Origin of the sequence: Achromobacter sp. ACRQX (genome assembly GCF_022346505.1) — a bacterium.
GTDB classification, from domain to species: Bacteria; Pseudomonadota; Gammaproteobacteria; order Burkholderiales; family Burkholderiaceae_B; genus Achromobacter; species Achromobacter animicus.
The window spans coordinates 236,344-262,445 of record NZ_JAKRML010000001.1 but is presented as its reverse complement, the minus strand read 5'-3'; the positions used below and the strand labels follow the sequence as shown (position 1 = coordinate 262,445).

General features: G+C 66.6%; 23 protein-coding genes. 12 read left to right on the top strand and 11 right to left on the bottom strand.

Annotated features, from left to right (window positions below):
* Positions 1-135: 135 nt before the first annotated feature.
* Positions 136-687, bottom strand: coding sequence for a lipoprotein insertase outer membrane protein LolB (gene lolB / locus MHZ91_RS01120; protein WP_217467838.1), 552 nt, complete (start codon positions 685-687; stop codon positions 136-138).
* A 47-nt stretch (positions 688-734) separates the two neighbouring features.
* A complete protein-coding gene (locus MHZ91_RS01115; protein ID WP_239211629.1) occupies positions 735-2,621 on the bottom strand; it encodes a lipopolysaccharide assembly protein LapB in 1,887 nt (628 codons plus the stop codon).
* On the opposite strand from MHZ91_RS01115, the gene mutM reads away from it, so the two are divergent.
* The 4 genes from mutM to MHZ91_RS01095 all read left to right on the top strand — a co-directional run bounded on the left by mutM (position 2,620) and on the right by MHZ91_RS01095 (position 6,537).
* Positions 2,620-3,447: a bifunctional DNA-formamidopyrimidine glycosylase/DNA-(apurinic or apyrimidinic site) lyase gene (mutM, locus tag MHZ91_RS01110; RefSeq protein WP_239211626.1), complete on the top strand. Its 828-nt coding sequence runs from the start codon at positions 2,620-2,622 to the stop codon at positions 3,445-3,447. The two genes, MHZ91_RS01115 and mutM, sit on opposite strands and share 2 nt — an antisense overlap.
* 140 nt (positions 3,448-3,587) lie before the next feature.
* Positions 3,588-4,541 (top strand): MBL fold metallo-hydrolase, encoded by a 954-nt coding sequence (locus MHZ91_RS01105; protein WP_239211623.1) that lies wholly within the window; start codon positions 3,588-3,590, stop codon positions 4,539-4,541.
* Positions 4,542-4,639: 98 nt separating this feature from the next.
* Complete coding sequence (locus MHZ91_RS01100) at positions 4,640-6,319, top strand: FAD-dependent oxidoreductase (protein WP_239211620.1); 1,680 nt, start codon at positions 4,640-4,642, stop codon at positions 6,317-6,319.
* 17 nt (positions 6,320-6,336) lie between these two features.
* Positions 6,337-6,537, top strand: coding sequence for a DUF2783 domain-containing protein (locus MHZ91_RS01095; RefSeq protein WP_175122535.1), 201 nt, complete (start codon positions 6,337-6,339; stop codon positions 6,535-6,537).
* A 74-nt stretch (positions 6,538-6,611) separates the two neighbouring features.
* On the opposite strand, the gene MHZ91_RS01090 is transcribed toward MHZ91_RS01095, so the two are convergent.
* A complete protein-coding gene (locus MHZ91_RS01090; protein WP_175122534.1) occupies positions 6,612-7,520 on the bottom strand; it encodes a LysR family transcriptional regulator in 909 nt (302 codons plus the stop codon).
* A 164-nt stretch (positions 7,521-7,684) separates the two neighbouring features.
* On the opposite strand from MHZ91_RS01090, the gene hmgA reads away from it, so the two are divergent.
* The gene (gene hmgA / locus MHZ91_RS01085) at positions 7,685-8,983 is read left to right on the top strand and encodes a homogentisate 1,2-dioxygenase (RefSeq protein ID WP_239211614.1); all 1,299 of its coding nucleotides are present in this window, start codon (positions 7,685-7,687) and stop codon (positions 8,981-8,983) included.
* A 136-nt stretch (positions 8,984-9,119) separates the two neighbouring features.
* A complete protein-coding gene (fahA, locus tag MHZ91_RS01080; RefSeq protein WP_239211612.1) occupies positions 9,120-10,439 on the top strand; it encodes a fumarylacetoacetase in 1,320 nt (439 codons plus the stop codon).
* Between the two features lie 59 nt (positions 10,440-10,498).
* On the opposite strand, the gene MHZ91_RS01075 is transcribed toward fahA, so the two are convergent.
* The 3 genes from MHZ91_RS01075 to MHZ91_RS01065 form a co-directional block, all read right to left on the bottom strand.
* Positions 10,499-11,518, bottom strand: a complete 1,020-nt coding sequence (locus tag MHZ91_RS01075; protein ID WP_239211968.1) for an acyltransferase — start codon at positions 11,516-11,518, stop codon at positions 10,499-10,501.
* A 193-nt stretch (positions 11,519-11,711) separates the two neighbouring features.
* Positions 11,712-13,607 carry an LTA synthase family protein gene (locus MHZ91_RS01070; protein ID WP_239211609.1) on the bottom strand — a complete coding sequence of 632 codons (1,896 nt, stop codon included), beginning with the start codon at positions 13,605-13,607 and terminating at the stop codon, positions 11,712-11,714.
* Between the two features lie 204 nt (positions 13,608-13,811).
* Positions 13,812-14,540, bottom strand: a complete 729-nt coding sequence (locus MHZ91_RS01065) for a FadR/GntR family transcriptional regulator (protein WP_175122529.1) — start codon at positions 14,538-14,540, stop codon at positions 13,812-13,814.
* Between the two features lie 150 nt (positions 14,541-14,690).
* Here MHZ91_RS01065 and MHZ91_RS01060 point away from each other — a divergent pair, with 150 nt between their 5' ends.
* From MHZ91_RS01060 to MHZ91_RS01040, 5 genes are all read left to right on the top strand, one after another.
* Positions 14,691-15,509 (top strand): NAD(P)-dependent oxidoreductase, encoded by an 819-nt coding sequence (locus MHZ91_RS01060; protein WP_239211606.1) that lies wholly within the window; start codon positions 14,691-14,693, stop codon positions 15,507-15,509.
* A gap of 8 nt (positions 15,510-15,517) precedes the next feature.
* Positions 15,518-16,396 (top strand): SMP-30/gluconolactonase/LRE family protein, encoded by an 879-nt coding sequence (locus tag MHZ91_RS01055; protein ID WP_239211594.1) that lies wholly within the window; start codon positions 15,518-15,520, stop codon positions 16,394-16,396.
* 111 nt (positions 16,397-16,507) lie between these two features.
* Entirely contained in the window at positions 16,508-17,485 is a 978-nt protein-coding gene (locus MHZ91_RS01050) for a TRAP transporter substrate-binding protein (RefSeq protein ID WP_175122526.1), read from the top strand.
* Positions 17,486-17,492: 7 nt separating this feature from the next.
* On the top strand, positions 17,493-18,056 hold the full coding sequence (locus MHZ91_RS01045; RefSeq protein ID WP_175122525.1) for a TRAP transporter small permease: 564 nt from the start codon (positions 17,493-17,495) through the stop codon (positions 18,054-18,056).
* Positions 18,047-19,330 (top strand): TRAP transporter large permease, encoded by a 1,284-nt coding sequence (locus tag MHZ91_RS01040; protein ID WP_175122524.1) that lies wholly within the window; start codon positions 18,047-18,049, stop codon positions 19,328-19,330. Before MHZ91_RS01045 ends, MHZ91_RS01040 begins: the two co-directional genes overlap by 10 nt.
* On the opposite strand, the gene MHZ91_RS01035 is transcribed toward MHZ91_RS01040, so the two are convergent.
* From MHZ91_RS01035 to MHZ91_RS01015, 5 genes are all read right to left on the bottom strand, one after another.
* Positions 19,323-20,084 (bottom strand): phosphatase PAP2 family protein, encoded by a 762-nt coding sequence (locus MHZ91_RS01035; protein ID WP_239211592.1) that lies wholly within the window; start codon positions 20,082-20,084, stop codon positions 19,323-19,325. The two genes, MHZ91_RS01040 and MHZ91_RS01035, sit on opposite strands and share 8 nt — an antisense overlap.
* 62 nt (positions 20,085-20,146) lie before the next feature.
* Positions 20,147-21,490: a HAMP domain-containing sensor histidine kinase gene (locus MHZ91_RS01030; protein WP_239211579.1), complete on the bottom strand. Its 1,344-nt coding sequence runs from the start codon at positions 21,488-21,490 to the stop codon at positions 20,147-20,149.
* On the bottom strand, positions 21,487-22,200 hold the full coding sequence (locus MHZ91_RS01025) for a response regulator transcription factor (RefSeq protein ID WP_175122522.1): 714 nt from the start codon (positions 22,198-22,200) through the stop codon (positions 21,487-21,489). The genes MHZ91_RS01030 and MHZ91_RS01025 overlap by 4 nt, the downstream gene beginning before the upstream one ends.
* Before the next feature lie 20 nt (positions 22,201-22,220).
* Positions 22,221-23,636: an FAD-binding oxidoreductase gene (locus tag MHZ91_RS01020; protein ID WP_239211565.1), complete on the bottom strand. Its 1,416-nt coding sequence runs from the start codon at positions 23,634-23,636 to the stop codon at positions 22,221-22,223.
* 121 nt (positions 23,637-23,757) lie between these two features.
* Complete coding sequence (locus tag MHZ91_RS01015) at positions 23,758-24,390, bottom strand: BPTD_3102 family carboxylase-like protein (RefSeq protein ID WP_239211562.1); 633 nt, start codon at positions 24,388-24,390, stop codon at positions 23,758-23,760.
* 316 nt (positions 24,391-24,706) lie between these two features.
* Here MHZ91_RS01015 and MHZ91_RS01010 point away from each other — a divergent pair, with 316 nt between their 5' ends.
* Positions 24,707-26,098 (top strand): phosphomannomutase/phosphoglucomutase, encoded by a 1,392-nt coding sequence (locus MHZ91_RS01010; protein WP_175137792.1) that lies wholly within the window; start codon positions 24,707-24,709, stop codon positions 26,096-26,098.
* Positions 26,099-26,102: the final 4 nt, after the last annotated feature.

The following is a 26,102-nucleotide window of genomic DNA, read 5'->3' as shown; positions in this document are numbered from 1 at the left end:
ATTATTCAGTGAAGTCAATATATTTCAAGCGGTAACACGCCCGGATTTGCGGCGGTTATTCGCTTGATTGGAATCAAGGCGATGTGATAAGGGTTTACCCGAATCGCCCAGCGCGGCGCCTGACGCCGCGCGCGCTCACGACTGGTTGACGACCAGCCGAACGAGGATGCGGCGTCCGGGTTCCTGGCGCTCCAGCACCAGCAGTTGCGGGCCTTTCTCGTCGTAGCGGGAAAGCTTGGCGCGCCAGCCGCCCTGTTCGAATGCCACGGGGCGACCCAGTTCGTCACGGGTGACGTCGGTGGCCTCGGGGTCTGCGGGCACCTTGCCGCGCAGCCAGTCGCGCAATCCGGACACCGGCATGCTGCTGCCCAGCGCGTCTTCGGCAAGCGCATCCGGGTTGTCGGCGACCAACCGGGTGCCGTCTGCCTTGGTGAGGCTGGCGGCGCCGGGGGTGCCTTCCACACGCGCTTCGGTCGAGCCCAGCGGGTTGGTCAGGTCCAGCACATAACGGCGGCCATCGTCGGACCAGGAAAAACCGCCCTGCACCGCGTTTTGCTTGCCGCTTTCTTCGTTGACGGTAATGGCAAAGCGCCCGATGCGAGAAAACGCATCGGCGCTGGCGCCTTCGATCGGCTTGGGCAAGGACGTGCATGCCGCCAGGGTGAAGGCCAACAGCGCCATTGCCATCCAGCGCACGCTGGCCGCGGCGCCGCGCAATCCTGCAAATACTGCCGTCACAGGCTGACCCCCAGACGCTTCACGACGTCCTGAACCGTCTTGTTCTTGGGATCTTTCTGCTGGGCCGCGCGCAGCAGGTCCATGGCCTGATCGCGCTTGCCTTGCGCCCAAAGCACCTCGGCCAGATGCGCGGCGATGTCGGCTTCGGGACGCACGCTGTAGGCGCGGCGCAGATAATCCGCGGCGGCGGTGGTGTCGCCCATGCGGAATTTGACCCAGCCCATGCTGTCGAGAATGAACGGATCGTTGGGCGACAACTCCAGCGCCTGCGTGATCAGGTCCAGGGCCTCGGGCAGGCGCTGATTGTGGTCCGCCAGCGTGTAGCCCAGCGCGTTGTACGCATGGGCGTGGTCCGGATCCAGCGCGATGACCTGACGCAGCATGCGCTCCAGGTCAGCCAGGCGGTTCTGGCGTTCGTACAGCATCGCCAGTTCGTACTTGATTTCGACCGTGTCCGGCAGCGCCTGGTCGGCGGCTTCCAGGGCGGTGACCGCCTGGCCGATGCGGTCGGCGTCGCGCAGGATCTGCGCCTTGGTCAGCGCGCCCAGGGCGCGTTCTTCTTCGTCCTGCGGGCCGGCCGAGTCGATCATGGCCAGCGCGTCGTCCACGCGGCCGCTCTTGGCGCGCAGCGCGGCCTGGCGCATGCGCACGGAATAGCGCAGCGTGGGGTCGTCGATGCGGCCGAGTTCGGCGATGGCTTCGTCGTAATGGCCCTGGTCTTCGGCGATGCGCGCCAGCAGCACGTGGGCATCGGCGGCGGCGGCGCCGGCGTCGGTGGCGCCCGGGACCGTGGCCCGCTGGCGCTGGTTCTGGACGTCCAGATACTGCTGGAGCAAGGTCTTGGCCTGCGGAAGCTGCCCGGACTTGTACGCCAGTTGCGCCTGCATGAAGAGCAGGTCGAAGTCTTCAGGCGACCGGCGCGACATGGCTTGCAGTTCGGCCAGGGCGGCGTCGTAGTCGCCGCTGTCGGCCAGTTGACCGGCCAGCATCAGGCGCACCTTGCGGGCGCCCGGATTGCGGTTGATGAAAGTGCGGGCTTCAGTCTGCGCGCGCTTGGGGTCGACCTTGGAGCCGTACTCCAGCACGCGCTGGGCGGCGCCTTCGGATTTGGGATCGGCGGCCAGCGCGGCGCGGGATTCCTGCGCGGCACGCTCGTAGTCGCCGGCGGCGGAGGCCACATCGGCCAGCGCCAGATGGGCGGCGGGCAGCTTGCGCACGCTGTCGCTCAGGGATTCGTCCAGGATGCGCAGCGCCAGGCGCCGGTCGTTCAGGCGGCTGAGCACGGCAAGCGCCTGGCCGATGGCGGCGGGCTTGTCGCGCGAGGAATCGATGCGTTTGCGCAGGGCCTGGGCCAAGCCCTTGGTCTGGCCATTGGCAGCCGCCAGCGCCAGCTCGGTAGAGCTGGCTTCGACGTCGTTGGGAGCCAGGCGGGCCCAGACGCGGGCCGCGTCCAGCGCGCCGGGCAGGTTGCCGCCGGCAAGCTGGAATTCAAGGCCGCGGCGGGCAAGACGGGGATCGCCGGTGTCACGGGCCAGACCGACCATGGTGGTGGCGGCGGTGCCGTACATGCCCCGCTGGGCGGCGATTTCGGAAGCCAGTACGCGGTAGAAGATATCGCCGGTCAGCGACACATAAGGCAGTTGACCTGGGCGCAGGCGGATGACTTCGGTTTCAGGCTGGCGGCTTTGGGGAGCCATCCGGGGGCCCGTCGCGTCACGCGTCCGGCCGTCGGCGGCCTGGGCCGGCGGGGCCATGATTGCTGCCAGCGCAAGCCCCAACGCGGCGATCCCGATATTCATTTGTTTAAAAGACGACTTCACGCGGCCCGTCCGGTTGATGGCACAATCTTCGTACACGCAATTGATGATCTTACACTGGCTCATGCCGGAACTGCCTGAAGTCGAAACCACGCGCCGAGGAATCGACGCCATCATCACCGGCCAGACGCTCTCGCGACTGGTCGTTCACGAACCCCGCATGCGTTGGCCCATCCCGCCGGAGCTGCCGTCCCTGATCGGCGGACGCACGGTGCTGGAATGCGCGCGGCGCGGCAAGTACCTGCTCCTGCGCTTCGAACATGGCACCCAGATCGTGCATCTGGGCATGTCGGGCTCGCTGCGCAGCGTGGCGCCCGGTGAATTCCTGCGCAAGCACGATCATGTCGAATGGATCTTCGACGGCGCAGTCCTGCGCCTGCACGATCCGCGGCGCTTCGGCGCGGTGCTGTGGCACGACGCCGAAGCCGGGCCCATCGAGGCGCACCCGTTGCTGGCCAAGCTGGGCATCGAACCCTTCGACCCGCGATTCGACGGGGCCTGGCTGCACCGGCATTTCCAGAACCATTCCGCCGCCATCAAGCAGGTGCTGCTGGCCGGTATGGCGGTGGTCGGCGTGGGCAATATCTATGCGTCCGAAAGCCTGTTCCGCGCCCGGATCAATCCCAAGACGCCCGCGAACAAGCTGTCGCTGGCCCGTTGCGAGCGGCTGGCCGACATGGTGCGCGCCACGCTGGCCGACGCGCTGACCTCCGGCGGCAGCACGCTGCGCGACTACGTGGGCGCCAGCGGCGAGCCGGGGGCCTATTTCGACATCCACGCGGCCGTGTACGAACGCGAAGGCCTGCCCTGCCGGGTCTGCGCCACCCCCATCCGCCGTTTCGTCCAGGGGCAACGGGCCACTTACTACTGCCCAAAATGCCAGCGGAATTGACTCGGGCCGGTCCGCCGCGCCTGGGGAAATCGCCGTTACAACTCGGGAATTCGTTTATAGCAAACGTATTGCACGAAAACTAACGCGGGACTATATTTCCTTCCACACACCCTATTCCTATAAAAGTGGAAGGAGCCTCCATGAGCAAGCAATTCGCCTCGCACGCGGACATGGACGACAAGGTCGTCTCGTTCGAAAAACTGTCCGACAACGCCTATGCCTACACCGCCGAAGGCGACCCCAACACGGGTGTGATCATCGGCGACGAGGCCGTCATGGTGATCGATACCCAGGCCACCCCCGTCATGGCCCAGGACGTGATCCGCCGAATCCGCGAAGTCACGGACAAGCCCATCAAGTACATCCTGCTGTCGCACTACCACGCCGTGCGCGTGTTCGGTGCGTCGGCCTACAACGCCCAGGAAATCCTGGCCAGCCGCGACACCTACGACCTGATCGCCGAACGCGGCGAACAGGACAAGGCCAGCGAGATCGGCCGTTTCCCCCGCCTGTTCCGCAACGCCGAATCAATTCCGCCGGGTCTCGTCTGGCCGACGATGACGTTCAAGGGCGAAATGACGGTCAACCTGGGCAACCTGGAAGTCAAGCTGCTGCAGGTCGGCCGCGGCCACACCAAGGGCGACACCATCGCCTGGCTGCCCGAGCAGAAGATCCTGTTCGCGGGCGACCTGGTCGAATACCAGTCCACGCCCTACTGCGGCGACGCCTACTTCCGCGACTGGCCCACCACGCTGGACGCACTGTCGGGCTTTGAAGCCGAAAAGATGGTGCCCGGCCGCGGCCCGGCGCTCAAGAACGCCACCGAAGTGCGCCAGGGCCTGGCCGGCACGCGCGCCTTCCTGACGGACCTGTACGGCGCCGTGAACCGCGGCGTGGCCGAGGGCAAGGACCTGAAGACGATCTACCGCGAGGTCTACGACTTCATGAAGCCGCGCTACAGCGACTGGGTCATCTTCGACCACTGCATGCCGTTTGACGTGTCGCGCGCCTATGACGAGGCCTCGGGCCACACGCATCCGCGCATCTGGACGGACAAGCGCGACCTGGAGATGTGGGCCCAGCTGGAAGGCTGACCCTACCCCTGACCTGACAAGCAAGAACCGGACACTCGCGACCCTTGCGGCGCAGCGTGTCCGCATAAATAAAAAAATGACCCACACAGGAGACAACCGTGGGAGACATCGACTTTCAGGCGATGGAGTTCGCCTATGAAAAGCACGCGGACCAGACGGCGGCCGACCCGGCGCGCCATCAGGTCGTGGTGGTGGGCGCCGGCCCCGTCGGCCTGACCACGGCGCTGGACCTGGCGCGCCAGGGCGTGCGCGTGGTGGTGCTGGACGACGACTACCGCTTGTCCACAGGGTCGCGCGCCATCTGCTTTTCCAAGCGCACGCTCGAAATCTGGGATCGCCTGGGCGTTGGCCAGCGCATGATCGACAAGGGCGTGTCGTGGAACGTCGGCAAGATTTTCTTCCGCGAACAGGAAGTCTGGCGCTTCGACCTGCTGCCCGAACCCGGCCACCGCCGGCCGGCATTCATCAATCTGCAGCAGTACTACGCCGAAGGCTATCTATACGAGCAGGCCCGCCAGCAGCCCAACATCGAGCTGCGCTGGAAGAACAAGGTCGCCGGCGTCATGCAGGGCAATGACGGCGTGACGCTTACCGTCGAAACGCCCGAAGGCCCGTACACGCTGCATGCCGATTGGCTGATCGCCTGCGACGGCGCACGATCGCCGGTGCGCAAGCTGATCGGCCAGGAAAGCCACGGCCGCATCTTCCGCGACCGCTTCCTGATCGCCGACGTCAAGATGACCGCGGATTTTCCGTCCGAACGCTGGTTCTGGTTCGATCCGCCTTTTCACCCGAATCAATCCGTGCTGCTGCACCGGCAGCCCGACAACGTCTGGCGCATCGATTTCCAGCTCGGCTGGAACGCCGACCCCGTTGAAGCGGTCAAGCCCGAGAACGTGCTGCCGCGCATCCGGGCGCTGCTGGGTCCGGACGCGCAATTCGAACTGGAATGGGTCAGCGTCTACACGTTTGCGTGCGAACGCATGGACAAGTTCCGCCACGGCCGCATCGTGTTCGCGGGCGACTCCGCGCATCGCGTGTCGCCGTTCGGTGCGCGCGGCGCCAACAGCGGCGTGCAGGATGCCGAGAACCTGGCGTGGAAGCTCAAGCTTGTCGTGGCCGGCCTGGCGCCCGATACGCTGATCGACAGCTACAGCGCCGAGCGTGAATTCGCGGCCGACGAGAACATCCTGAACTCGTCGCGCGCCACCGACTTCATTACGCCCAAGAGCGACATCAGCCGCAGCTTCCGCAATGCGGTGCTGAATCTGGCGAGAGACCACCCGTTTGCGCGATCGCTCGTGAACAGTGGGCGGCTTTCGCTGCCGGCCACCTACGCCGGATCGCCCCTGAACACGCCGGATGCCGACGCCTTCACCGGCCGCATGATGCCGGGCGCGGTGGCGCTGGATGCGCCGTTGCAGGTTCAGGGCGAAGCGGGCTGGTGGCTGTCGCAACTGGATGGCGAGTTCGTGCTGGCGGTGTTCTGCGCTGGCGCGCTGCCCGGCCGCGACACGCTGATGGCGTTGCAGGCGCTGCGGATGGCGCCGGTGCCCGTCAAAGCCGTGCTGGTGGCCGATATGCAGTGCGACCTGTCCGCCGTGGCCGCGGACGTGCCCGTGGTGCGCGACAGCGAAGGCTGCCTGGCCAAGCGCTACGACGCGCAGGACGGCACCGCCTACCTGATCCGCCCCGACCAGCACATCGCCGCGCGCTGGCGCGTTTTCAATCCCGACGCCGTTGCCGCCGCCGTTCAGCGCGCGACGGGCCGCGCGTGATTCCCGAGGTTGTCACCATGCTTATCACCGAAACCAACCTGAGCGCGCCGGACGACTTCTATGAAGCGCTGATCGACGCCCATCGCGACCTGACGAACGAGCAGAGCCAGGAGCTGAATGCGGCGCTGATCCTGCTGCTGGCGAACCACCTGGGCGACCTGCCGCTGCTGAAGGAAGCGTTGCAACATGCGCGCGCGTCCGTGACGCAGGCGGTTTAAGGCGGCAATTCAAGACAAGACGTCCGATCCAAGCGGCGCGGGTCCGCGTCGGCGTCAACGCCCCGCGCGGACCTTCATGATCCCACCGCGAAGGTGTTGACGATCAACGCGCGCAGCCACTGATTGCCGCCGTCGCGATCCACCCTGCGCTGCCAGTACATGTTGGTCTGCAGCGCGGGCACTTTCAGCGGCGGGGTCATGAAGCGCAGGCCGAACGGTGCGGCGGCGCTGGCCGCCAGCTTCTCCGGCACGGTTGCCAGCAAATCCGTCGCGCTGACGATATAGGGCACCGCGGAAAAATGCGGCACGCTGAAATGCTCGGCCAGGTCCACCCCGGCCCGCTCCATCGACTGATTCACCTGCCCATAAGGCGCCGCGCGCGACACGATCAGATGACGCTCCGCGCGAAACGCCTTGATCCCCATGCCCGCATGCGCGGTGGGATGCGCCTGGCGGAAGAGCGTGGCGTAGCCCTGGCGAAACAGCATCCGCTGCAGCGTGCCGGCTCCCATCTCATCGAACGCGCCGATTGCCAGGTCCACCCTGCCCGACTCCATCTCGCGCGGCAGATCCGGCCCCAGCACCCGCACCGAGTCGATGCGCACGTGCGGCGCCTTCTGCACGCAGACTTCCATGAGGCGCGGCATGAAATGGATTTCGCCGACGTCGGTCATGGCCACACGAAAGCGCCGGGTGCTGGTCGTCGCATCGAACTCGTCCTGGTCCTGCAAGGCCTGCGAAAGCAACCCCAGCGCTTCACTGACGGGTCCGGCCAGGCGCTGGGCGCGCGGCGTCGGCAGCATGCCCTGCGCGGTGCGTACGAAGAGTTCATCGCCGAATGCCACGCGCAGGCGCCGCAGCGCATTGCTCACCGCGGGTTGCGACAGGTCCATGCGCCGCGCCACCGCTGACAGGTTGCGGTCTTCCAGCAGGTGTTGAAACAGCAGCAACAGGTTCAGATCGACATCGCGCAGTTCGGCCATCGGCGCCCCCTACTATTCACGAAATTTATAGTCGCTATTTTTGCATTCCCGTAGCCGCAACAGGGATTTTTTCCGACAATGGCACATCGGCTCGGGCGGCGCCCGTCCCGCCACCACACCAAGCTGCGCGGCCAAGCACCGCGCCCGCCACCCAGGAGGATTCCATGGAACTGCAATATCAGTCCGGCTTCGGCAACGAATGCGCAACCGAGGCCTTGCCCGGCGCCCTGCCCGCCGGCCGCAATTCACCGCAGCAATGTCCTTACGGCCTGTACGCCGAGCAGCTGTCCGGCACCGCCTTCACGGCGCCGCGCGCGGAAAACCGCCGTTCGTGGCTGTACCGCATCCGTCCGGGCGCGCAGCACAAGCCCTTTGAAGCCTTCGGCGGCGCCGCCGGCTGGCTGAGCACTTTCGGCCACGGCCCGGTCACGCCGAACCAGCTGCGCTGGAGCCCGATGCCGATTCCCGATGCCCCCACGGATTTTCTGGAAGGCGTGAAGACGTGGGGCGGCAATGGCGGCCCCGACGAACAGGGCGGCGTGGGCATTCATCTGTATGCCGCCAACCGCTCGATGCAGGGCCGCTTCTTCTACAACGCCGACGGCGAACTGCTGCTGGTGCCGCAAGAGGGGCGCCTGCGCCTGGCCACCGAACTGGGTCTTATCGACCTGGAACCGCTGGAGATCGCCGTCATTCCCCGCGGCGTGCGATTCCGCGTGGAACTGCTGGACGGCACTGCGCGCGGCTACATGCTCGAGAACTTCGGCGCAGCGCTGCGCCTGCCGGAACTGGGTCCCATCGGCTCGAACTGTCTGGCCAACGCGCGCGACTTCAAGACGCCCGTGGCCTGGTACGAAGACGTGGACGGCGACTTTGAACTGATCGCCAAGTTCACGGGCGGCTTCTGGCGTGCCGCGATCGACCATTCGCCGCTGAACGTGGTGGCCTGGCACGGCACGCATGCCCCCTACAAGTACGACCTGCGCCACTTCAACACCATCGGATCGATCAGCTTCGACCACCCCGATCCCTCGATCTTCACGGTGCTGACGGCGCCGTCGGACACCCCGGGCACGGCCAACATGGACTTCGCCATCTTCCCGCCGCGCGTCCTGGCCATGGAGAACACGTTCCGTCCGCCTTGGTTCCATCGCAACATCGCCAGCGAATTCATGGGCCTGATCCAGGGCGTGTACGACGCCAAGGCCGACGGGTTCGCGCCCGGCGGCGCCAGCCTGCACAACTGCATGAGCGGCCACGGCCCCGACGCCGAAACGTTTGAAAAGGCGTCGCACGCGGACACCAGCAAGGCGCATTACATCCGCGACACGATGGCGTTCATGTTCGAGACCCGCCGCGTGATCCGCCCGACGGAGCAGGCGCTGGCGTCGGTAGAATTGCAGGGCGATTACTACCGGTGCTGGCAGGGCATCGCAAAGCACTTCGATCCCAACAAGGCGTGACGCGACCGCGTCAACCTTTGTTGCCGGCGGCGATGCGCGAACAGCGCATCGCCGTTTGGCGTTTGATTCATCCGGCGCACGAACCGCTCGAGCGCCCGGCCAGCCCCCATAACCACACTGACCGAGACACGCAGCCATGACCACCACGATCAACGAAACCCACGACCCGTCCTTGAAGAGCTGGGTCGCCAGCGCCAATTCGGACACGTCGGATTTCCCCGTGCAGAACCTGCCCTACGGCGCATTCCGCCGCAAGGGCTCGCAGGAATCCTTCCGCCCCGGCGTGGCCATCGGCGACCAGATCCTGGACCTGGCCGCGCTGGCCGGCAAGCAGCCGTTCGAAGGCCTGGCCGCGGATGCCCTGGCCGCCTGCGCCACCGATAGCCTGAATGCGCTGATGGCCCTGGGCCAATCGCACTGGAGCGCGCTGCGCCTGGCCCTGTCGCGCGCGCTGCGCGAAGGCGCCGCCCTGCGCGCCACGGTGGAACCGCTGCTGGTCGCGCAGGCTGACGCCGAATACACCACGCCCGCCCGCATCGGCGACTACACCGACTTCTATATCTCGGTGCACCACGCCACCGCCGTGGGCAAGCAGTTCCGTCCCGACAACCCCCTGCTGCCCAATTACAAGTGGGTGCCGATCGGCTATCACGGCCGCGCCTCCAGCATTGGCGTGGACCAGAAATTCCCGCGCCCGGTCGGCCAGACGCGTCCCGCCAACGAAGGCGAAGCGCCGCAATTCGGCCCCTGCGCGCGTCTGGACTATGAACTGGAGCTGGGCATTTTCGTGGGCACCGGCAACGCGCAGGGCGAACGCATCACGCTGGCCGACGCGGATTCGCACGTATTCGGCCTGTGCATCCTGAACGATTGGTCGGCGCGCGACATCCAGGCCTGGGAATACCAGCCGCTCGGCCCCTTCCTGTCCAAGAACTTCGCGTCCACGATCTCGCCGTGGATCGTCACGATGGAAGCGCTGGAGCCGTTCCGCACGCAATGGACCCGTGGCGCGGGCGAGCCGCAGCCGATGCCTTACCTGGCCTCCGACGCCAATCGGGCCAAGGGCGCGTACGACGTCCAAATGCAGGTGCTGATGACCACCGAACAATCGCGCGCCGACCGCAAGCCGCCGGTGAAGCTGTCCAGCAGCAATTTCCGCGACGCCTACTGGAACGTCGCGCAGCTCATCACGCATCACACGGTCAATGGCTGCAACCTGCAGCCGGGCGACATGCTGGGCACCGGCACGCTGTCCGGCCCGCAGCCTTCGGAAGCGGGGTCGCTGCTGGAACTGAGCAATGGCGGCAAGGCGCCGATCGAACTGCCGTGGGGCGAGAAGCGCACCTTCCTGCAGGATGGCGACCAGATCATCATCCGCGCCGAATGTGTGAAGGCGGGCTATCCGCGCATTGGCTTCGGCGAGTGCTCGGGCGTGGTGCTGCCCGCGCGCGTCTGACGCTCAGGCGGCATGGACAAAGCCACGCAGCGGCGCGACCGCTGCGTGGTTTTTTTTATTTAGTTGACGGGCGGGTTTGTGACGGCCGGCGATCCGGCGGCCGGCGATCCGGCGGCCGGCGACCCGGCGGCGGGCGACCCCGCGGCGGGCGATCCCGCATCTGACGCCCCCGCACCCGGCGCCCCCGGGCGCGCCACCAGCGCCTCGATCTCGTCGTCCTTGGCCTGCCATTGCTGCCCAAGCCATTGGTGGAACGTGGTGCGAAACGCCTTGTCGCGCGAGTAATCGGCTTCGCAGAACGCCGGCGGCACCGGCAATTGCCGCATGCGCACCAGCACTTGTCCTGCGCGTCCGCAGGCGAAATCCCAGAAGCTCGGCGCGCCATCCGGATAGGCGATGGTGACGTCGATCATCGACCGGAACTGCGCCCCCATCGCATTCAACGACACCGCCAGACCGCCGGCCTTGGGCTTGAGCAGATGGCGGTAAGGCGAGTTCTGCGCCGCGCGCTTGGCTTGGCTGAAACGCGTGCCTTCGGCAAACAGCATCACGCTGGTGGGCACCAGCGAAAACTTGGCGCAGGCGCGCCGCGCGGCCTCCTGATCCTGGCGCCCCAGGTCGGGGTTCTTGCGCAGGGCCGCCTTGCCGTGCCGTTTCATGAAGGGAAAGTCCAGCGCCCACCACGCCAGGCCGATGACCGGCACGTAGATGAGCTGCTGTTTGAGGAAGAACTTGAGCAGCGGAATGCGCCGGTTCAGCGAGTACTGCAACACGAAGATGTCGACCCACGACTGATGGTTGCAGTTGACCAGATACCAGTCGGCATAGCGCAGGTCCTTGTTGCCCTGGATGTCCCAGGCCTGCGGCTGGATGCGCACGAACCAGCCGGAATTGCACGCCACCCACGCGGTGGCGATGCTATTCAGAATGGGATCGATGCGGCGCCTGACTGCGGCAAAAGGCAACGCCAGCTTCAGCAGCGAGACCGGAAACAGCAGCAGGCACCAGAACAGCGTGTTGGCGGCCAGCCAGACCGAGCTGATGACCCCGGTGATCCAGGCAAAACGGCCACGCGGCACCGGGATCGCCATACGGGGACGCTGGCGCTGCGCGGCGTGTTGGACACTGGAAAGCGCCGGAGATGCGGGGCGGGAGGCTCCCGAGGACGTGTTGGGCGTTGTCATGGGCGCCAGTGTGCTATTGGCCCGCGGAATGCGGATTGAGCAGGATCAAGGCAGGCGGCCGGGGTGGCCGCCTTGGTCGTCATATGCGTCACGGCAGCCGGTACTTCTCTTCGCGATACGCCCAGCTTGCCCACAACGCGTGCGCCAACGCCTCCTGCGTCAGCGCGGGATCCGCCGGCTCGACCGGCGCATACGTCTCGTCCTGTCCCACCGGCGCGGCCTCGTAACGGAACTGGCGCGGCGCCTTGGAGGGCTCCAGCACCAGCAGTTGATCGCCTTTCAGATAGCCGAAGTTGTCCGCGTATTGCATCATCGCCCGGTTCGGATCGCGCTGCGTCAGATCGGCGCCCAGCATGGGGTTCACATTATCCAGGCCGATCAAGGACAGCAGCGTCGGCGCCATGTCGATCTGGCTGACAAGCCGATCGTCCTGCCGCGGCGCGATGCCCGCGCCCAGGATCAGCGCCGGAATCTGGAAATGCCGTACCGGCACGGGAATGGAGCCGTAAACGCGCGAGTCGTGGTCGGCGATGACCAGGAAGACCGTGTTGTCCCAATACGGCGCCTTGCGCGCCTTGTCGAAGAACTGGCCCAGCGCCCAGTCCGCATAGCGCACCGTGTTGTCCACCGTGGCCGGATCGCCCACGGGCTGGATGCGCCCGGGCGGATATTCCCACGGCGAATGGTTGGTCACCGAGAACGCCAGGGTGAACACCGGCTTGTCGCCGTCCGCGCGCAGCAGGCGGTCGACCTGATTGAACATGTCTTCATCGGAGGCGCCCCACGATCCCTCGAACACGGGGTCGACGAACTTGGGCCGGTCCACGATCTCGTCAAAGCCGTTGCCCAGGAAGAAGGCGCGCATGTTGTCGAAGTGGGACTCGCCGCCATACACGAAGCGCGAATGATAGCCGTGCTTGCCCAGCAACTGCGCCAGTGTGAAAAAGCCCGTCTGCGAACGCGGCAGCTTGACCACGGCATCAGCCACGCTGGGCAAAAAGCCCGCCGTGACGGCTTCGATGCCGCGCACCGAGCGCGTGCCGGTGGCGTAGGCGCGGTGGAACATCCAGCCTTCCTTGCCCAGCCGGTCGATGTTCGGCGTGAGGTCGCGGCCCCCCAGGCTGCCCACGTACTGCGCGCCCAGGCTTTCCTGCAGGATGATCACCACGTTCAGCGGCTTGTCGCGCCGCACGGTTGCCTTCTGCTCATGCAGGCTGGGCAGCGTCGGATCTATTGGCGCGCCGGTCATGCCCGCCTTCTCGCGCACGATGGCGTTCATCTCATCCACGGCCATCTTGGGATACATCGCGGCCGACGAGCGTTCGTCGCGCATGCGATAGGCCGCGTCGAACACGCTGTACAGCGAATTGAGCGCCAGCGCGTTCACCATGGCGTCCGAGCTGAAGGCCACCTTGGCGGGATTGATGGGCCGATGCTCGAGCGTGCCGCGCGCGCCCAGGAACACCAGCGCCAGGATCACAAAGGATGCGACAGGCCGCTTCCACCATCCCATGAACGGATCGCGCGTGCGCGTCGGGAACAGCTTGACCGCAAGCCAGGCCGCCAGGACCAGCACCACGAAGGCGGCCAGCAGCACGCCCTTGTAGCCCTGCCACAGCATCGAGCCCACTTCCTTCGGATTGAGCAGATAGATGAAGTAGAGGCGGTTGGGCCGGGTGTCGTATTCCGCGATGAATTGCGGGGTGGACACTTCCAGCAGCACGTACAGCATCCACCACACGCGGAACCACCACGCAGTAATGCGCGCGGCAAGCGGACGGTGGCCGAACCACGGCGATAACACCGCCGGCAGCGCGATCACCATCGACAGCAGGCACACGTCGATGCGCAGTCCGCCAAAGAGGAGCGGCCCGAGGCCCCCGGCCGCTTCGACGCGGTCCCACATCCAGAAGGCCAATCCCAGCCGCGACAGTGTCAGCAACAGCAGGATGGCGATGATGAATCGAAGTGTCAGGCGACGCATGCCGCGACCCTCCGAGCAACGGGACATGCCTGTCCCAACGAAGAATGCGTATTGCCTGATGTGCCGCGCAGAACCATGCCGTTTCGTGAACCAAAAAAATAACCGCGCCAAGAGTAACGCGGTTTCGGGCTTATCGAGGGCGGCGCGAGGCGGTTCAAACGTTGTACGACATCACACGTGAACCAATCGCCTTCAATACGATGGCTATTGCGCGCGCCGCAGGCGTTCGCGGCTGTTGCTCAGGTGCGTGCGCATGGCGGCGCGAGCGGCCTCGGGGTCCTGGCGCGTGATCGCGCTGTAGATGTCTTCGTGTTCGAGATTCACGCGCGCCAGATAAGCGGCGCGGTCTTCGAGGGCGAACTTGGCGGAGTTGATGCGGGTGCGGGGAATGATGGCCGAACCCAGGTGCGCCATGAGGTCCGCGAAGTAACGGTTGTCGGTGGATTGGGCCACCAGCAGATGGAATTGAAAGTCCGGCGTGATGGTGTCACCGCCCGCATCCAGCGCCTGTTTGAAGGCATCCAGCGCGCGACGCATCGCCTGCAATTGTTCGTCGCTACGGCGGATGGCGGCGAGCCCGGCGGCCTCGCTTTCCAGGCAGATGCGCAGTTCCAGCAGCACCAGCACGTCGCGCACGGTGGCGATGTCGGCCGGGTCGACGCGGAAGTCGCCGCCGCCGCTAGGCTCAAGCGCATAGGTGCCCACGCCGTGATGCGTTTCGACCAGACCCGAGGCCTGCAGACGCGACAGCGCCTCGCGCACAACGGTGCGGCTTACGCCGAACTGACGCATGATGGCGGATTCGGTGGGGAGCTTGTCGCCCGGGCGGATTTCACCGCTGCGGATGCGTTCGGAAATGTTTTCAACCAGGCCTTGCGCCAGGTTGCGGGGACGACGCTGCGGCAAAACAGGGGTATCGGCGGGAGCGTTCATCAGGGATTATCCGGAAGCGGTTGCGCAGCGCTTGACGCTGAAAAATGGCGTTCATTATACTTTGCGACAGTTGTACGATAACGTACCAGACAAGTCCACTCCACCGCGCCATTCACAGAGCGTTGCGTCATGAGCCGAGCTGTCAACAACATGCCTGAATCCCTTCGGTGTCATCGTTTGTTATTGACCGGCGCCGCCGGCAACCTGGGCCTGGTACTGCGTCCCCGATTGAAAGCTCATGCGGACATCCTTCGCGTCTCGGACGTGGCGGCGATGGCCCCCGCACAAGACGGCGAAGAGGTCGTGCAATGCAATCTGGCCGACGCGTGCGCCGTGTCGGAACTGGTGCGCGGCACGGACGCCATCGTGCATCTGGGCGGCGTGTCGGTCGAGCGCCCCTTCGAAGAAATCCTGCCGGCCAATATCCAGGGCGTCTACAACGTCTACGAGGCGGCCCGCCTGCACGGCGTGCGGCGCGTGGTGTTTGCCAGCTCCAACCACGTCATCGGCTTTTATGAACAGGGACAGACCCTGGACGCCGACGTGCCGCTGCGACCCGACGGCTATTACGGCCTGAGCAAGGCCTACGGCGAAAACCTGTCGCGCTTCTACTTCGACCGATACGGCATCCAGACCGTCTGCCTGCGCATCGGCTCGTCGTTTCCCGAACCCAAGGACCGGCGCATGCTGGTCACCTGGCTCAGCCATGACGACCTGACCGATCTGGTCGTCCGATCCCTTTTCACCCCCGACGTCGGCCACCTCATCGTGTATGGCGCGTCGGCCAACCGCGACAGCTGGTGGGACAACAGCGGCGCGGCCGCGCTGGGTTTTTCGCCCAAGGACTCTTCCGAGCGGTTCCGCGCGCAGGTCGAGGCGCAGCCCCCGCTGGCCGCGGACGATCCCGCGGCGCGTTATCAGGGCGGCGCCTTCGTCAAGGCCGGCCCCTTCCCCTTCCCGAACGCCTGAAGCCTTTCATGTCCATCACCGCCGAACGTCTTGGAACCTTGTTGTGCGGCGTCGGAGAAAGCCCTATCTGGCGGCGCGCGGACAAGGCGTTCTACTGGACCGACATCCCCGGCAAGACGCTGTGGCGCTGGACGCCCGAAACCGGCGCGTTCGCGCACTGGGCGCTGCCGCAGATGGCGGGCAGCATGGCGATGCGCGGCGACGGCTGGCTGCTGGCCATGGAAGACGGCCTCTATGCCTGCGACGCCCTGCGCGAGGGCGAGGCTTGCCTGCCCCGGCAACTTGCCGACGTGGCTCACAACGCGCCCGGCATGCGGTTCAACGATGGCCGCTGCGACCGGCAGGGCCGGTTCCTGGCCGGCACCATGGTGATGGACATGGGCCTCGCCTGGCCCGCCGGCGCACTGTACCGCCACGATGCGCGCGGCACGTCCGTGTTGCTGGACGATCTGATCGTGCCCAACGGCCTGGCCTTCAGTCCCGATGGCCGGACAATGTACCTGTCCGATTCGCACCCGTCGCGCGCGACCGTCTGGGCCTTTGACTACGACACCGATGCCGGCGTGCCGTCCCACCGCCGCGTCTTCATCCCCGCCCTGCCCGCCGGCCGCCCGGACGGCGCCGCCGTGGACGCGGCGGGCTGCTACTGGATCTGCGGCAACGACGCCGGCAAGGTGTACCGCTACACCCCCGACGGCCGCCTGGACCGCACCCTGGACGTGCCCGCCGCGAAGGTCGCCATGTGCGCCTTCGGCGGCGCCGGCATGGACACCCTTTTCGTCACGTCGATCCGTCCCGCGAATGCCGCTCCCGGCGCGCTGGATGGCGCGGTATTTGCCCTGCACCCCGGCGTGCAGGGCCTGGAGGAAACCGCCAGCGCCGGTTAGCACCCGACGGGCGGCTTCGCGCGCGCCCACCCCGAGCAGGCAGTGCATATCAAAGAGCTTCGGGGCCATCACGGCCCTCAACGAAACGCCGTACCCCATCCGGAGGTAGACATGCTGCACCCTCACCTGAGCCGCGCCGTTCTGGCCGCGGCCGCCTTGCTGACGCTGATTCCCGCCACCCACGCCGCCGAGCTGCGCTCCGCGGACATCCATCCCGACGATTACCCCACTGTGCAGGCCGTGCGCCACTTCGGCGAACTGGTCAAGCAACGGACCAACGGCCGTATCACCGTGAAGGTGTTTTCCGGCGGCGCGCTCGGCAACGAAGACGATTCGATCGAGCAGGTGAAGCTGGGCGCGCTGGCCATGTCCCGCGTCTCCAGCGCGGCGATGCACAACATCTGCCAGACCACGCGCGTGCCGTCGCTGCCGTTCCTGTTCCGCTCCAAAGAGCATCTGCACAAGGTGCTGGACAGCGAGATCGGCGACCAGATCCTGCGCTCGTGCGAGGCTGCGGGCTTCGTCGGTCTGGCGTGGTACGACAGCGGGTCGCGTTCCATGTATACGACCAAGAAGCCGATCAAGACGCTGGCCGACGCCAAGGGCCTGAAAATCCGCGTGCAGCAGTCGGACCTGTCCGTCGCGATGGTGGAAGCGATGGGCGGCAACGCCACGCCGATGCCGATGGGAGAGGTCTACACGTCGCTCAAGACCGGACTGGTGGATGCGGCCGAGAACAACTTTCCCAGCTACGAGAGCGCGCATCACTACGAGGTCGCAAAGTTCTATTCGCTGACCGAGCACACGATGACGCCCGAAATCCTGATCTTCTCCAAGCGCCAGTGGGACAAGCTGCCGCCGGACGACCAGAAAATCCTGCGCGAGGCCGCGCGCGAATCGGTGCCGTACATGCGCAAGCTGTGGGACGAACGCGAGCAGAAGTCGCGCGCCGTGGTCGAGAAGGCCGGATCGCAGATCTCGCAGGTCGATAAACCCTCGTTCCAGGGTGCGATGAAGCCGGTGTACGAACGCTTTGTCACCACCCCTGAAATGAAGGATCTGGTCGCCAAGATCCAGGCCGTGCAGTGAGGACATCATGTTGGCCACACCCACGAATGAACCAGATGTCGCCGCGGGGGGCCGGGAAGAAGCCCTGGCTGCCCCGCTGGATGCCTACTCCCGCGCCTGCGCCCGGCTGGCGCGAATCTGCATGTGGACCAGCGTCTTCGGGCTGATCTGCCTGATCGTCGCAGTCTCGTTACAGATCTTCGGCCGCCACGTTCTGAACAGCACGCCGACCTGGGCGGAAAGCCTGGCCCTTTTGCTGGTGCTGTACGTCACCATGCTGGGCGCCGCGGTCGGCGTGCGCGACGCCGGACACATCGGCTTCGAGTCCCTGCTGGACGCCCTGCCCGCCGCCGGGCAGCGGCGGCTGCGCATCTTCATCCATCTGCTCGTGCTGCTGTTCGGCGTGCTGATGGCCTGGAATTGCGGCGTGCTGGCCGAGTCCGTCGCGGCCTACAAGATTCCGAACCTGGGCATCTCCAACGCCTGGAAGTACGTTCCTGCAACCCTGTCGGGCACCTTGATCGCGCTCTTTTCCATCGAGCACATCATCGCGATCCTGCGCAACCAGAAGGTGGTCCCGGCATGGCGCTGACACTGCTTTCCTTCACCTTCATGGGGTTCCTCGTGATCGGCGTGCCGGTGGCCTTTGCCATCGGGCTGTCGTCCATCACGGCCATCATGTACGAGGACCTGCCGCTCGCGGTGGCCTTCCAGCAGATGACCTCGGGCATGAACGCGTTTTCGTTCCTGGCCATCCCCTTCTTCATCTTCACGGGTGAACTGATGCTGTACGGCGGCATCGCCGACCGCATCGTGAACTTCGCCAAATCGCTGGTGGGCCATGTGCGGGGCGGCCTGGGCATGTCCAACGTGGTGGCCTGCACGCTGTTCGGCGGGGTGTCGGGATCGCCCGTGGCGGACGTGTCGGCGATGGGGTCCGTGATGATCCCGATGATGAAGCGCGAGGGCTATCACGCCGACTACGCGGTGAACGTCACGACCCACGCGGCGCTGGTGGGCGCGCTGATGCCGACCAGCCACAACATCATCATCTACACGCTGGCCGCGGGCGGCAAGGTGTCCATCGCGGCGCTGATCGCGGCAGGCGTGGTGCCCGCCCTGATCCTGACCGTGTGCAACCTGGCCGCTGCGTATTTCGTGGCGCGCAGCCGCGGCTATCCGGCAGGCACCTTTCCGGGCTGGCACATCGTGTTCCGCTCGCTGGTCGCCGCGGCGCCGGGGTTGTTCGTGGTGGTGCTGATCATCACCGGCATCCTGAGCGGCGTCTTCACCGCGACGGAATCCGCGGCGGTGGCGGTGCTTTACGCCCTGGCGCTGACGATCTTCGTCTACCGCTCGCTGACCTGGGACCAGTTCGTGCGCGCCGCCAGCAAGGCCGTGAAGACCACGGGCGTGGTGCTGCTGCTGATCGGCATTTCGGCAACGTTCGGCTACCTGATCAGCTTCTATGGCGTGGCCGAAAAGACCGGGCAGCTGATGGCGTCCATCTCGACGGAGCCGTGGGCCATCTTCCTGATGGTCAACATCATCCTGTTCGTCCTGGGAACGTTCCTGGACATGGCCGCCACCATCCTGATCTGCACGCCGATCTTCCTGCCGATCTGCATGCAGTACGGCATGGGGCCGGTGCAGTTCGGCATGGTGCTGTTGCTGAATTGCGCGCTGGGGCTGAACACGCCGCCGGTGGGCACCACGCAGTTTGTGGGGTGCGCCATCGGCGGGGTATCCGTGGGGACGGTCATGCGCACCATCTGGCCGTTCTACGGCGCGCTGCTGGCCGCGCTGGCGCTGGTGACCTATGTGCCGGCGTTCTCGCTATGGTTGCCGGGCGTGCTGCTCAACTGACGCGGTGCGGGCGGGGCGGGCATCCGGGCGCCCGCCCCGCGATCAGCGGATAGAAGAACACCGAAGCCAGCAGCCACATCAGGGCGGCGGACCATAGCGTCTGGCTGAGAAAATGCGCGCCCTGCAGAATGCGCACCGCCGAAAACCCCACCCCGGCCGCCACGCCGATCGCCAGTCCGCTCCAGCGCCACGCCGGGCGGCCCAACGCCCACCCCGCGAAGTAAAGGGTCAGCAAGGCGTAGCCGGCGCCGGCATGGCCGCTGGGCAACGCGCCGCCGGCGCGCGCCTTTGCCCAGGTCCACCAGTGCACCGGATAAGGCGTATAGCCGCCCAACGTCTCCAGATCGTAGGGGCGCGGCAGCATGGTGTGATGCTTGAGTTGCGTAATGAGCAGTTGCCCCGTCAGGCACGTGATCGCGACGGCATAGGCCACCCCGCGCCAGCGCCGCCACGCCGCGATGCGGTAGCTGCCCGCCGCAACGCCCGCCGCGGCCAGACCCACGCTGATCGGCAGCGCCAGCACCATCCGGTGGCCCAGCATTTCAAGCCACCGGCTGCCATGCAGCGGAAAGTCGTCCAGCAGCGGATCGAACAGCGCGCGCGCGATGCGCATGTCCAGTCCCGACACCTGAGACCACCAGGCCATACAGGCCAGCAACAGCGTCACGCCCGCGACGTGGGTCAGCAGATAACGGGTTCTTGTCGGCGCATGCAGCGCCGGCGCCAGGGGGGACTGCAGCAATGGGGACGGCATGGAGACGAAGATCCGGACGTTTCGGGCCAGCGCACTTTACGGCCCCGCCAGTCGAAAATTCGTCAAATTTGCGCCGTCGGGCGGCCCCGCTCGTCGGGCTCGAAACGCAGCAGGAAGCGCGTGCCGCGCGCCGGGCCTTCTGCTTGCGAGGATTCGACGCTGAGCGACCAGCCCTGCATGTCGCAGACGCGCTTGGCGATCGCCAGGCCCAGCCCGCGCGCCGTCTCGTCGCCGCCCGCCACGCCGGAATCGCGCAGGCGGCCGCTGAAATAGCGGCGGAACAGAAAAGGCAGATCGCTGGCCGCAATGCCCTTGCCGTTGTCGCGCAACGCCAATCCGCCCTCCGCGTCCAGCGCCACGGTCAGCGTGGCCGGTGCGGCGTGTTCGATGGCGTTGCGCACGAGGTTGCGCAGCACGGTCAGCAAGGCGTAGCGGTCCAGCGTCAGCACCTGGCCGGCGGGCAATTGATTGTCAAAGCGCAGGTCGGCCAGACTGGCCTGGGCGGCATGGCCCCGCCACGCATCTTCCATGCATTCGGCGATATCTACCGGTTCCGGCGCGCGCAGTTCGTCGCGCGCCATTGCCCGCGCGCTTTCCAGGCTGACGATGACGTCGTCCACGTTGTCCACCACGCGCGTCAGGCGTTGCTGCTGATCCGGCGTCAATGCCTGCGTCAGCAGCATGAGCTCGCTGTCCGAGCGGATCGCCGCCAGCGGCGTGCGCACCTCGTGGCTGAGGTTGCTGGCGAACTCGCGTTCGCGGGCGATGGACCGGTCCACCTGGTTCTGCACCCGGTTGAAGGCTTCGATGAGACGTCCTGCCTCGTCGTCGCGCGTGACGGCCATGTCAGGCGAGCCCGGCGCCCAGGTCGACAGCCGGTCCGTCAGATCCAGCAACGGTCCGACCGCCACGCCGGCCACACGACGCGCCAACCCGTAGGCGAGCACGACGCAGATGGCGCCCACGCCCAGCACGATCAGCCCGAAGTCGTGCACCCGCTCTTCGTTGTCGGTGGCGTCGTACAGCAGGTACACGGTGCCCCGGCCCGTCTCGGCCACCATCACGTGCCAGGTGTAGGCGCCAGGTTCGATCAGGTGCAGTCCGTTTTCCAGCGAGAGCAGTTCCGGCGGCATGCCGGCGGGCGGCTGGCCGTCCACGCTGAGCCACGCCCGCATGGATCCGCCGAGTTCGCGCGCGCCGTGGCGCGGCAGGAACTCGTCGCTGCTGCGTGCATGCTGGACCAGACGGTCCATCTCGGTGTTCAGGATGTCGTTGACCAGATCGTCTTCCATCTGGTCGAACGTCAGGTAGGCCAGGAGGGCAAGCGCCGTGACGAACAGCGCGACCGTGCCCGTCAGCGCCCAGACCACGCGCTGGGTCAGCGTGCCGGCGGCGGCGCGGCTCATGATGCGGCGGCGGGCAGCGTCAGGCGCCAGCCGGTGCCGTGCACGGTCTCGATGCCGTCAAAACCCGCGTCGGCCAGCGCGCGCCGCAGCAGATGGACCTGGCTGCGCAGCGCATCGGACGAGGGCGGTTCGTTGCCCCACAGGACCGATTCCAGTTCTTCACGCGTCACCACGCGGCCCGGGTCGCGCAGCAGCACCTCGATGATGAGGCCCGCCTTGCGGGTCAGGTGGACCGGCACGCCGCTGACCGACACGACGCGGCTGCGCGCGTCGAACTGAAGCGGGCCGAAGGTGCGCTCCGCATCGACCGTCGACCCTTTGGCGCGCTGGATCAGCGCCAGCAGCCGCGCTTCCACTTCCAGCAGCGCGAACGGCTTGGTGAGATAGTCGTCGGCGCCATGGGAAAAGCCCGCCAGCTTGTCTTCGAGGCTGTCGCGCGCGGTCAGCATCAGCACCGGCACGGCCAGCCGCCGTTCCGTGCGCATGTCATGCAGCACGGCGTTGCCGTCCATGCCGGGCAGGCCGATGTCCAGCAGCACGGCGTCAAAACGCTGTTCCTGCAACCGTTGAAGGGCCGCGGGTCCGCTGTACGCCACATCGGGCAGAAAGCCCCGCGCCTCCAGAAAACTGTACAGATTGCCGGCGATGACATGGTCGTCTTCGACGATCAGCACCCGGTGGTTCGCGCCCGCTGCGGGAGGGGTTTTCATGGTCTGCGATCCTGGCCGCGTTATGCCTGCAGCACCTTGCCGGGGTTCATGAGACCCTGGGGATCCAGCGCCCGCTTGATCCGGCGCATCAACGCCAGTTCGACGGGGTTCTTGTAGCGCGGCAGTTCGTCGCGTTTGAGCTGACCCACGCCGTGTTCGGCGCTGATGGATCCCTTGTGCGCGTGCACGCTGTCATGCACGACGCCATAGATCTCGCCTTGCAGCGCCAGCAGCTCGGCTTCGGTCTGTCCGGGTGCATGGGCCACGTTGTAGTGCAGGTTGCCGTCGCCCAGGTGGCCGAAGATCACGTGGCGCACGCCCGGAAAGCGCGCCTGCAGCAAGGCGTTGGTCTTGTGCACGAACCCGGCGATCGACGAGATGGGGATCGAGACATCGTGCTTGACCGACTTGCCCAGCTCGGCCTCGGCCAGCGGAATGCTTTCACGAAGATGCCACAGCGCCTTGCTTTGCGACACGTTGGCGGCGATGGCTGCGTCGTTCACCAGGCCGGCTTCGATGGCGTCGCCCAGCACGGCCTCGAAGCGCTCGCGGGCGTGCGTTTCGCTTTCGCTGTCGGACAGTTCCAGCAGCGCGAACCACGGCGAAGCCGCCGACTCGCCTTCAAAAGGCAGGCGCTGCTGCGGAAACAGCCGCACCACGCCTTGCAGGCAGGCGCCGCTCATGAGTTCGAACCCGGTCAGCGAGGCGCCAAATCCGGAACGGGCGCGCGACAGGACCTCGACGGCGTTGTCGATGCTGTCGAGCGTGAGCAGCGCCGTGCAGGACGCCACGGGACGCGGATACAGCTTGAGGGTGGCGGCCGTGATGATGCCCAGGGTGCCTTCGCTGCCGATGTACAGGTCGCGCAGGTCGTAGCCGGTGTTGTCCTTGCGCAGGCCGCGCAGGCCGTCCCAGATCTCGCCTTCGGCGGTCACGACCTCCAGGCCCAGCGTGAGGTCGCGCGTGTTGCCATAGCGCAGCACCTGCGTGCCGCCGGCGTTGGTGGCCAGGTTGCCGCCGATGGTGCAACTGCCTTCGGCCGCCAGGCTCAGCGGGAACAGCCGGTTGGCTGCCGCTGCGGCCTCCTGCACGGCCTGCAGGATGCAGCCGGCCTCGACCGTGATGGTGTCGTTGTCGGTATCCAGTGCGCGCACCGCGGTGAGCCGGGCCGTGGACAGGACGACCGCGGTGCCGGTGTCGTCAGGCGTGGCGCCGCCGCACAGGCCGGTATTGCCGCCTTGCGGCACGACGGGCACGCCGTGCTGCGCGCACAGCTTGATCGCGGCGGCCACGTCCGCCGTGGAACCGGGGCGGATCACCGCCAGGGCCGCGCCGCGATAGCGGCGGCGCCAATCCAGCACATAGGAATCCGCGTCCGCGCCGGTCAGCACGTGGGAATCGCCCAAGAGGGCCTGGAGATCGCTCAGCAGTGTCATGGGTGCCGCACAGAGAGTCGGCCCGGCCGCCGAGGGCCGGGCGCTGTTCATCGGATGTGCGGACTATTGTAGGGGCTGGGCGGCGCCCGCCGAAGCCCCCTGCGGGTGTCTGTTGGACCTGTCAGCCGACCGCCTGGTCCAGCCGGGTGCCCGTCATGCCCGAGCAGAAGGCGTGGGAGGCGATGCGCTCCATCAGGAAGGCGCGGTCCACGCCGGCGGGGCCGGGCAATTCGGACAAGGCGCGGTAGGCGCGGCGCAGGACTTCGCCACGGGTGGCGCCGCAGACCATGAGGTGAGTGCATGGCAGGCGGCGATCGCCGCAACCGTCGATGCGCACTTCCAGCACGTGCGGCGCGATGGGATCGTGTTCGGCAACCGGCATGTCCGGCGTGCGGGCCCGCGCCTGCGCGTCGATGACGCGGAAGACGCCGCTGCGGTCGTCGAGCGAGAAGGACACGGTACCTGCGGCCTGCCAGCCGCGGTCGCGCGCCACGCTGGCGGCAACCGTGCGCAGCGCGCTTTCGATCGATGCCGCCAGATGCGGCGCCGGGCATTCGGCGATGAGGACGCGCGCATCGCGCCAGACGCTGCGCTCCCAGGCGCGGCCAGCGGCCAGATCGCCCGTTGCCGCGGCAAAGACGTGGATATCAAGCCTGCGTTCGCGGCCGGCCGCCGGACCGGCAAAGTCCGTGGGTGGTCCCCGCCTGCTTGTGGCGCCGCCCGATGACATGACTGTGGATACTTTGGCGCCCATGGCCCCTCCTGGTCTTTCTGCTTGCCCGGCAAGCGTATCACCTTCGGATGACGAGCAACTTTTGTGCCATGCGCGCCCGCCCGGCAAGCGGCTTTTTTGCCTGCGGACGTGCACCGGAAACAGGCGGCGCCGCCCCATGCGCCGCACCATGGCGGGGCAGGCCGGCACCGGGTAAATGCCCTACTCCGCCCGAAGGATGAAGCCCCCCGCGCCGATGGGGGATAATCCAGCTTTGGCCCTTGCCATAGCGGTTTGGATGTGCGGGTTTACCATTACCCGGCAGCCGCCGCGCTGTCCCCCTCAACAAGGAACCGTCGTGGGCAACAATACACAATTTCCGGCCTCTGTTTTCAAGGCATATGACATTCGCGGCACGGTGCCGGACCTGATCGACGCGGCCTTCGCCCGGTCTCTCGGCGTGGCGCTCGCCGCCCGCGCCCGCGAACAAGGCGTGCAGACGCTCGTGGTTGGCCGCGATGGCCGCCTCAGCAGCGAAATGCTGTCCCTCGCGTTGCAGGAAGGCATGCTCGAAGGCGGCGTGGATACGCTGGACGTCGGCATGGTTCCCACCCCGCTCGTGTACTTCGCGGCCAACATCATGCAAACTGGGTCCGGCGTTGCCATCACCGGCAGCCACAACCCGCCCAAGTACAACGGCTTCAAGATGATGATGGGCGGCCGCGCGCTGTACGGCGACGACGTCCAGCAACTGGCGCAGGCCATGAATGGCGATGCCCCGGCGCCCGCGGCCGAGGCCGGCACGCGCCGCCAGCTCGACCTGGCGCAGACCTACATTGCCCGCGTGGCCTCCGGCGTCAAGCTGGCGCGTCCCATGAAGATCGCCATCGATTGCGGCAACGGCGTGGCCGGCGCGGTCGCGCCGCAGCTGTTCCGCGCGCTGGGCTGCGAGGTCGACGAACTGTTCTGCGAGGTGGATGGCAACTTCCCCAACCACCATCCCGACCCGGCCGAACCCAAGAACCTGCAGGACCTCATCAAGCACGTGGCCGAGACCGATTGCGAACTTGGCCTGGCCTTTGACGGTGACGGCGATCGCCTGGGCGTGGTCACCAAGTCCGGCCAGATCATCTGGCCCGATCGCCAGCTCGTCCTCTTTGCGCGCGACGTGCTCGAGCGCAATCCCGGCGCCACCATCATCTATGACGTCAAGTGCAGCCGCCACGTCGGCCTGTCGGTCGAAGCGGCCGGCGGCAACGCGCTGATGTGGAAGACGGGCCACTCTCTGGTCAAGGCCAAGCTGGCCGAAACCGGCGCACCGCTGGCCGGCGAAATGAGCGGGCATATCTTCTTCAAGGAACGCTGGTACGGCTTTGACGATGGCCTCTACACGGGCGCGCGCCTGCTGGAGATCGTGTCGCGCTTTGCCGACGCCTGCGAGCCGCTGGAAGCCCTGCCGCAGGACGTGTCCACGCCGGAACTGAAGCTCGAAATGGAAGAAGGCCAGCCGTTCACGCTGGTCAAGGCGTTGCAGGATCAAGGCCAGTTCCCCGACGCCAAGCGCGTCATCACGATCGACGGCGTGCGCGCCGAGTACGCCGATGGCTTTGGCCTGGCGCGGCCGTCGAACACCACGCCGGTCGTCGTGCTGCGTTTCGAGGCGCAAAGCGAAGCGGCGCTCGCGCGCATCCAGGCCGACTTCCGCCGCGAACTCGGCAAGCTGGCGCCGAACGCGACACTGCCCTTCTGATCCG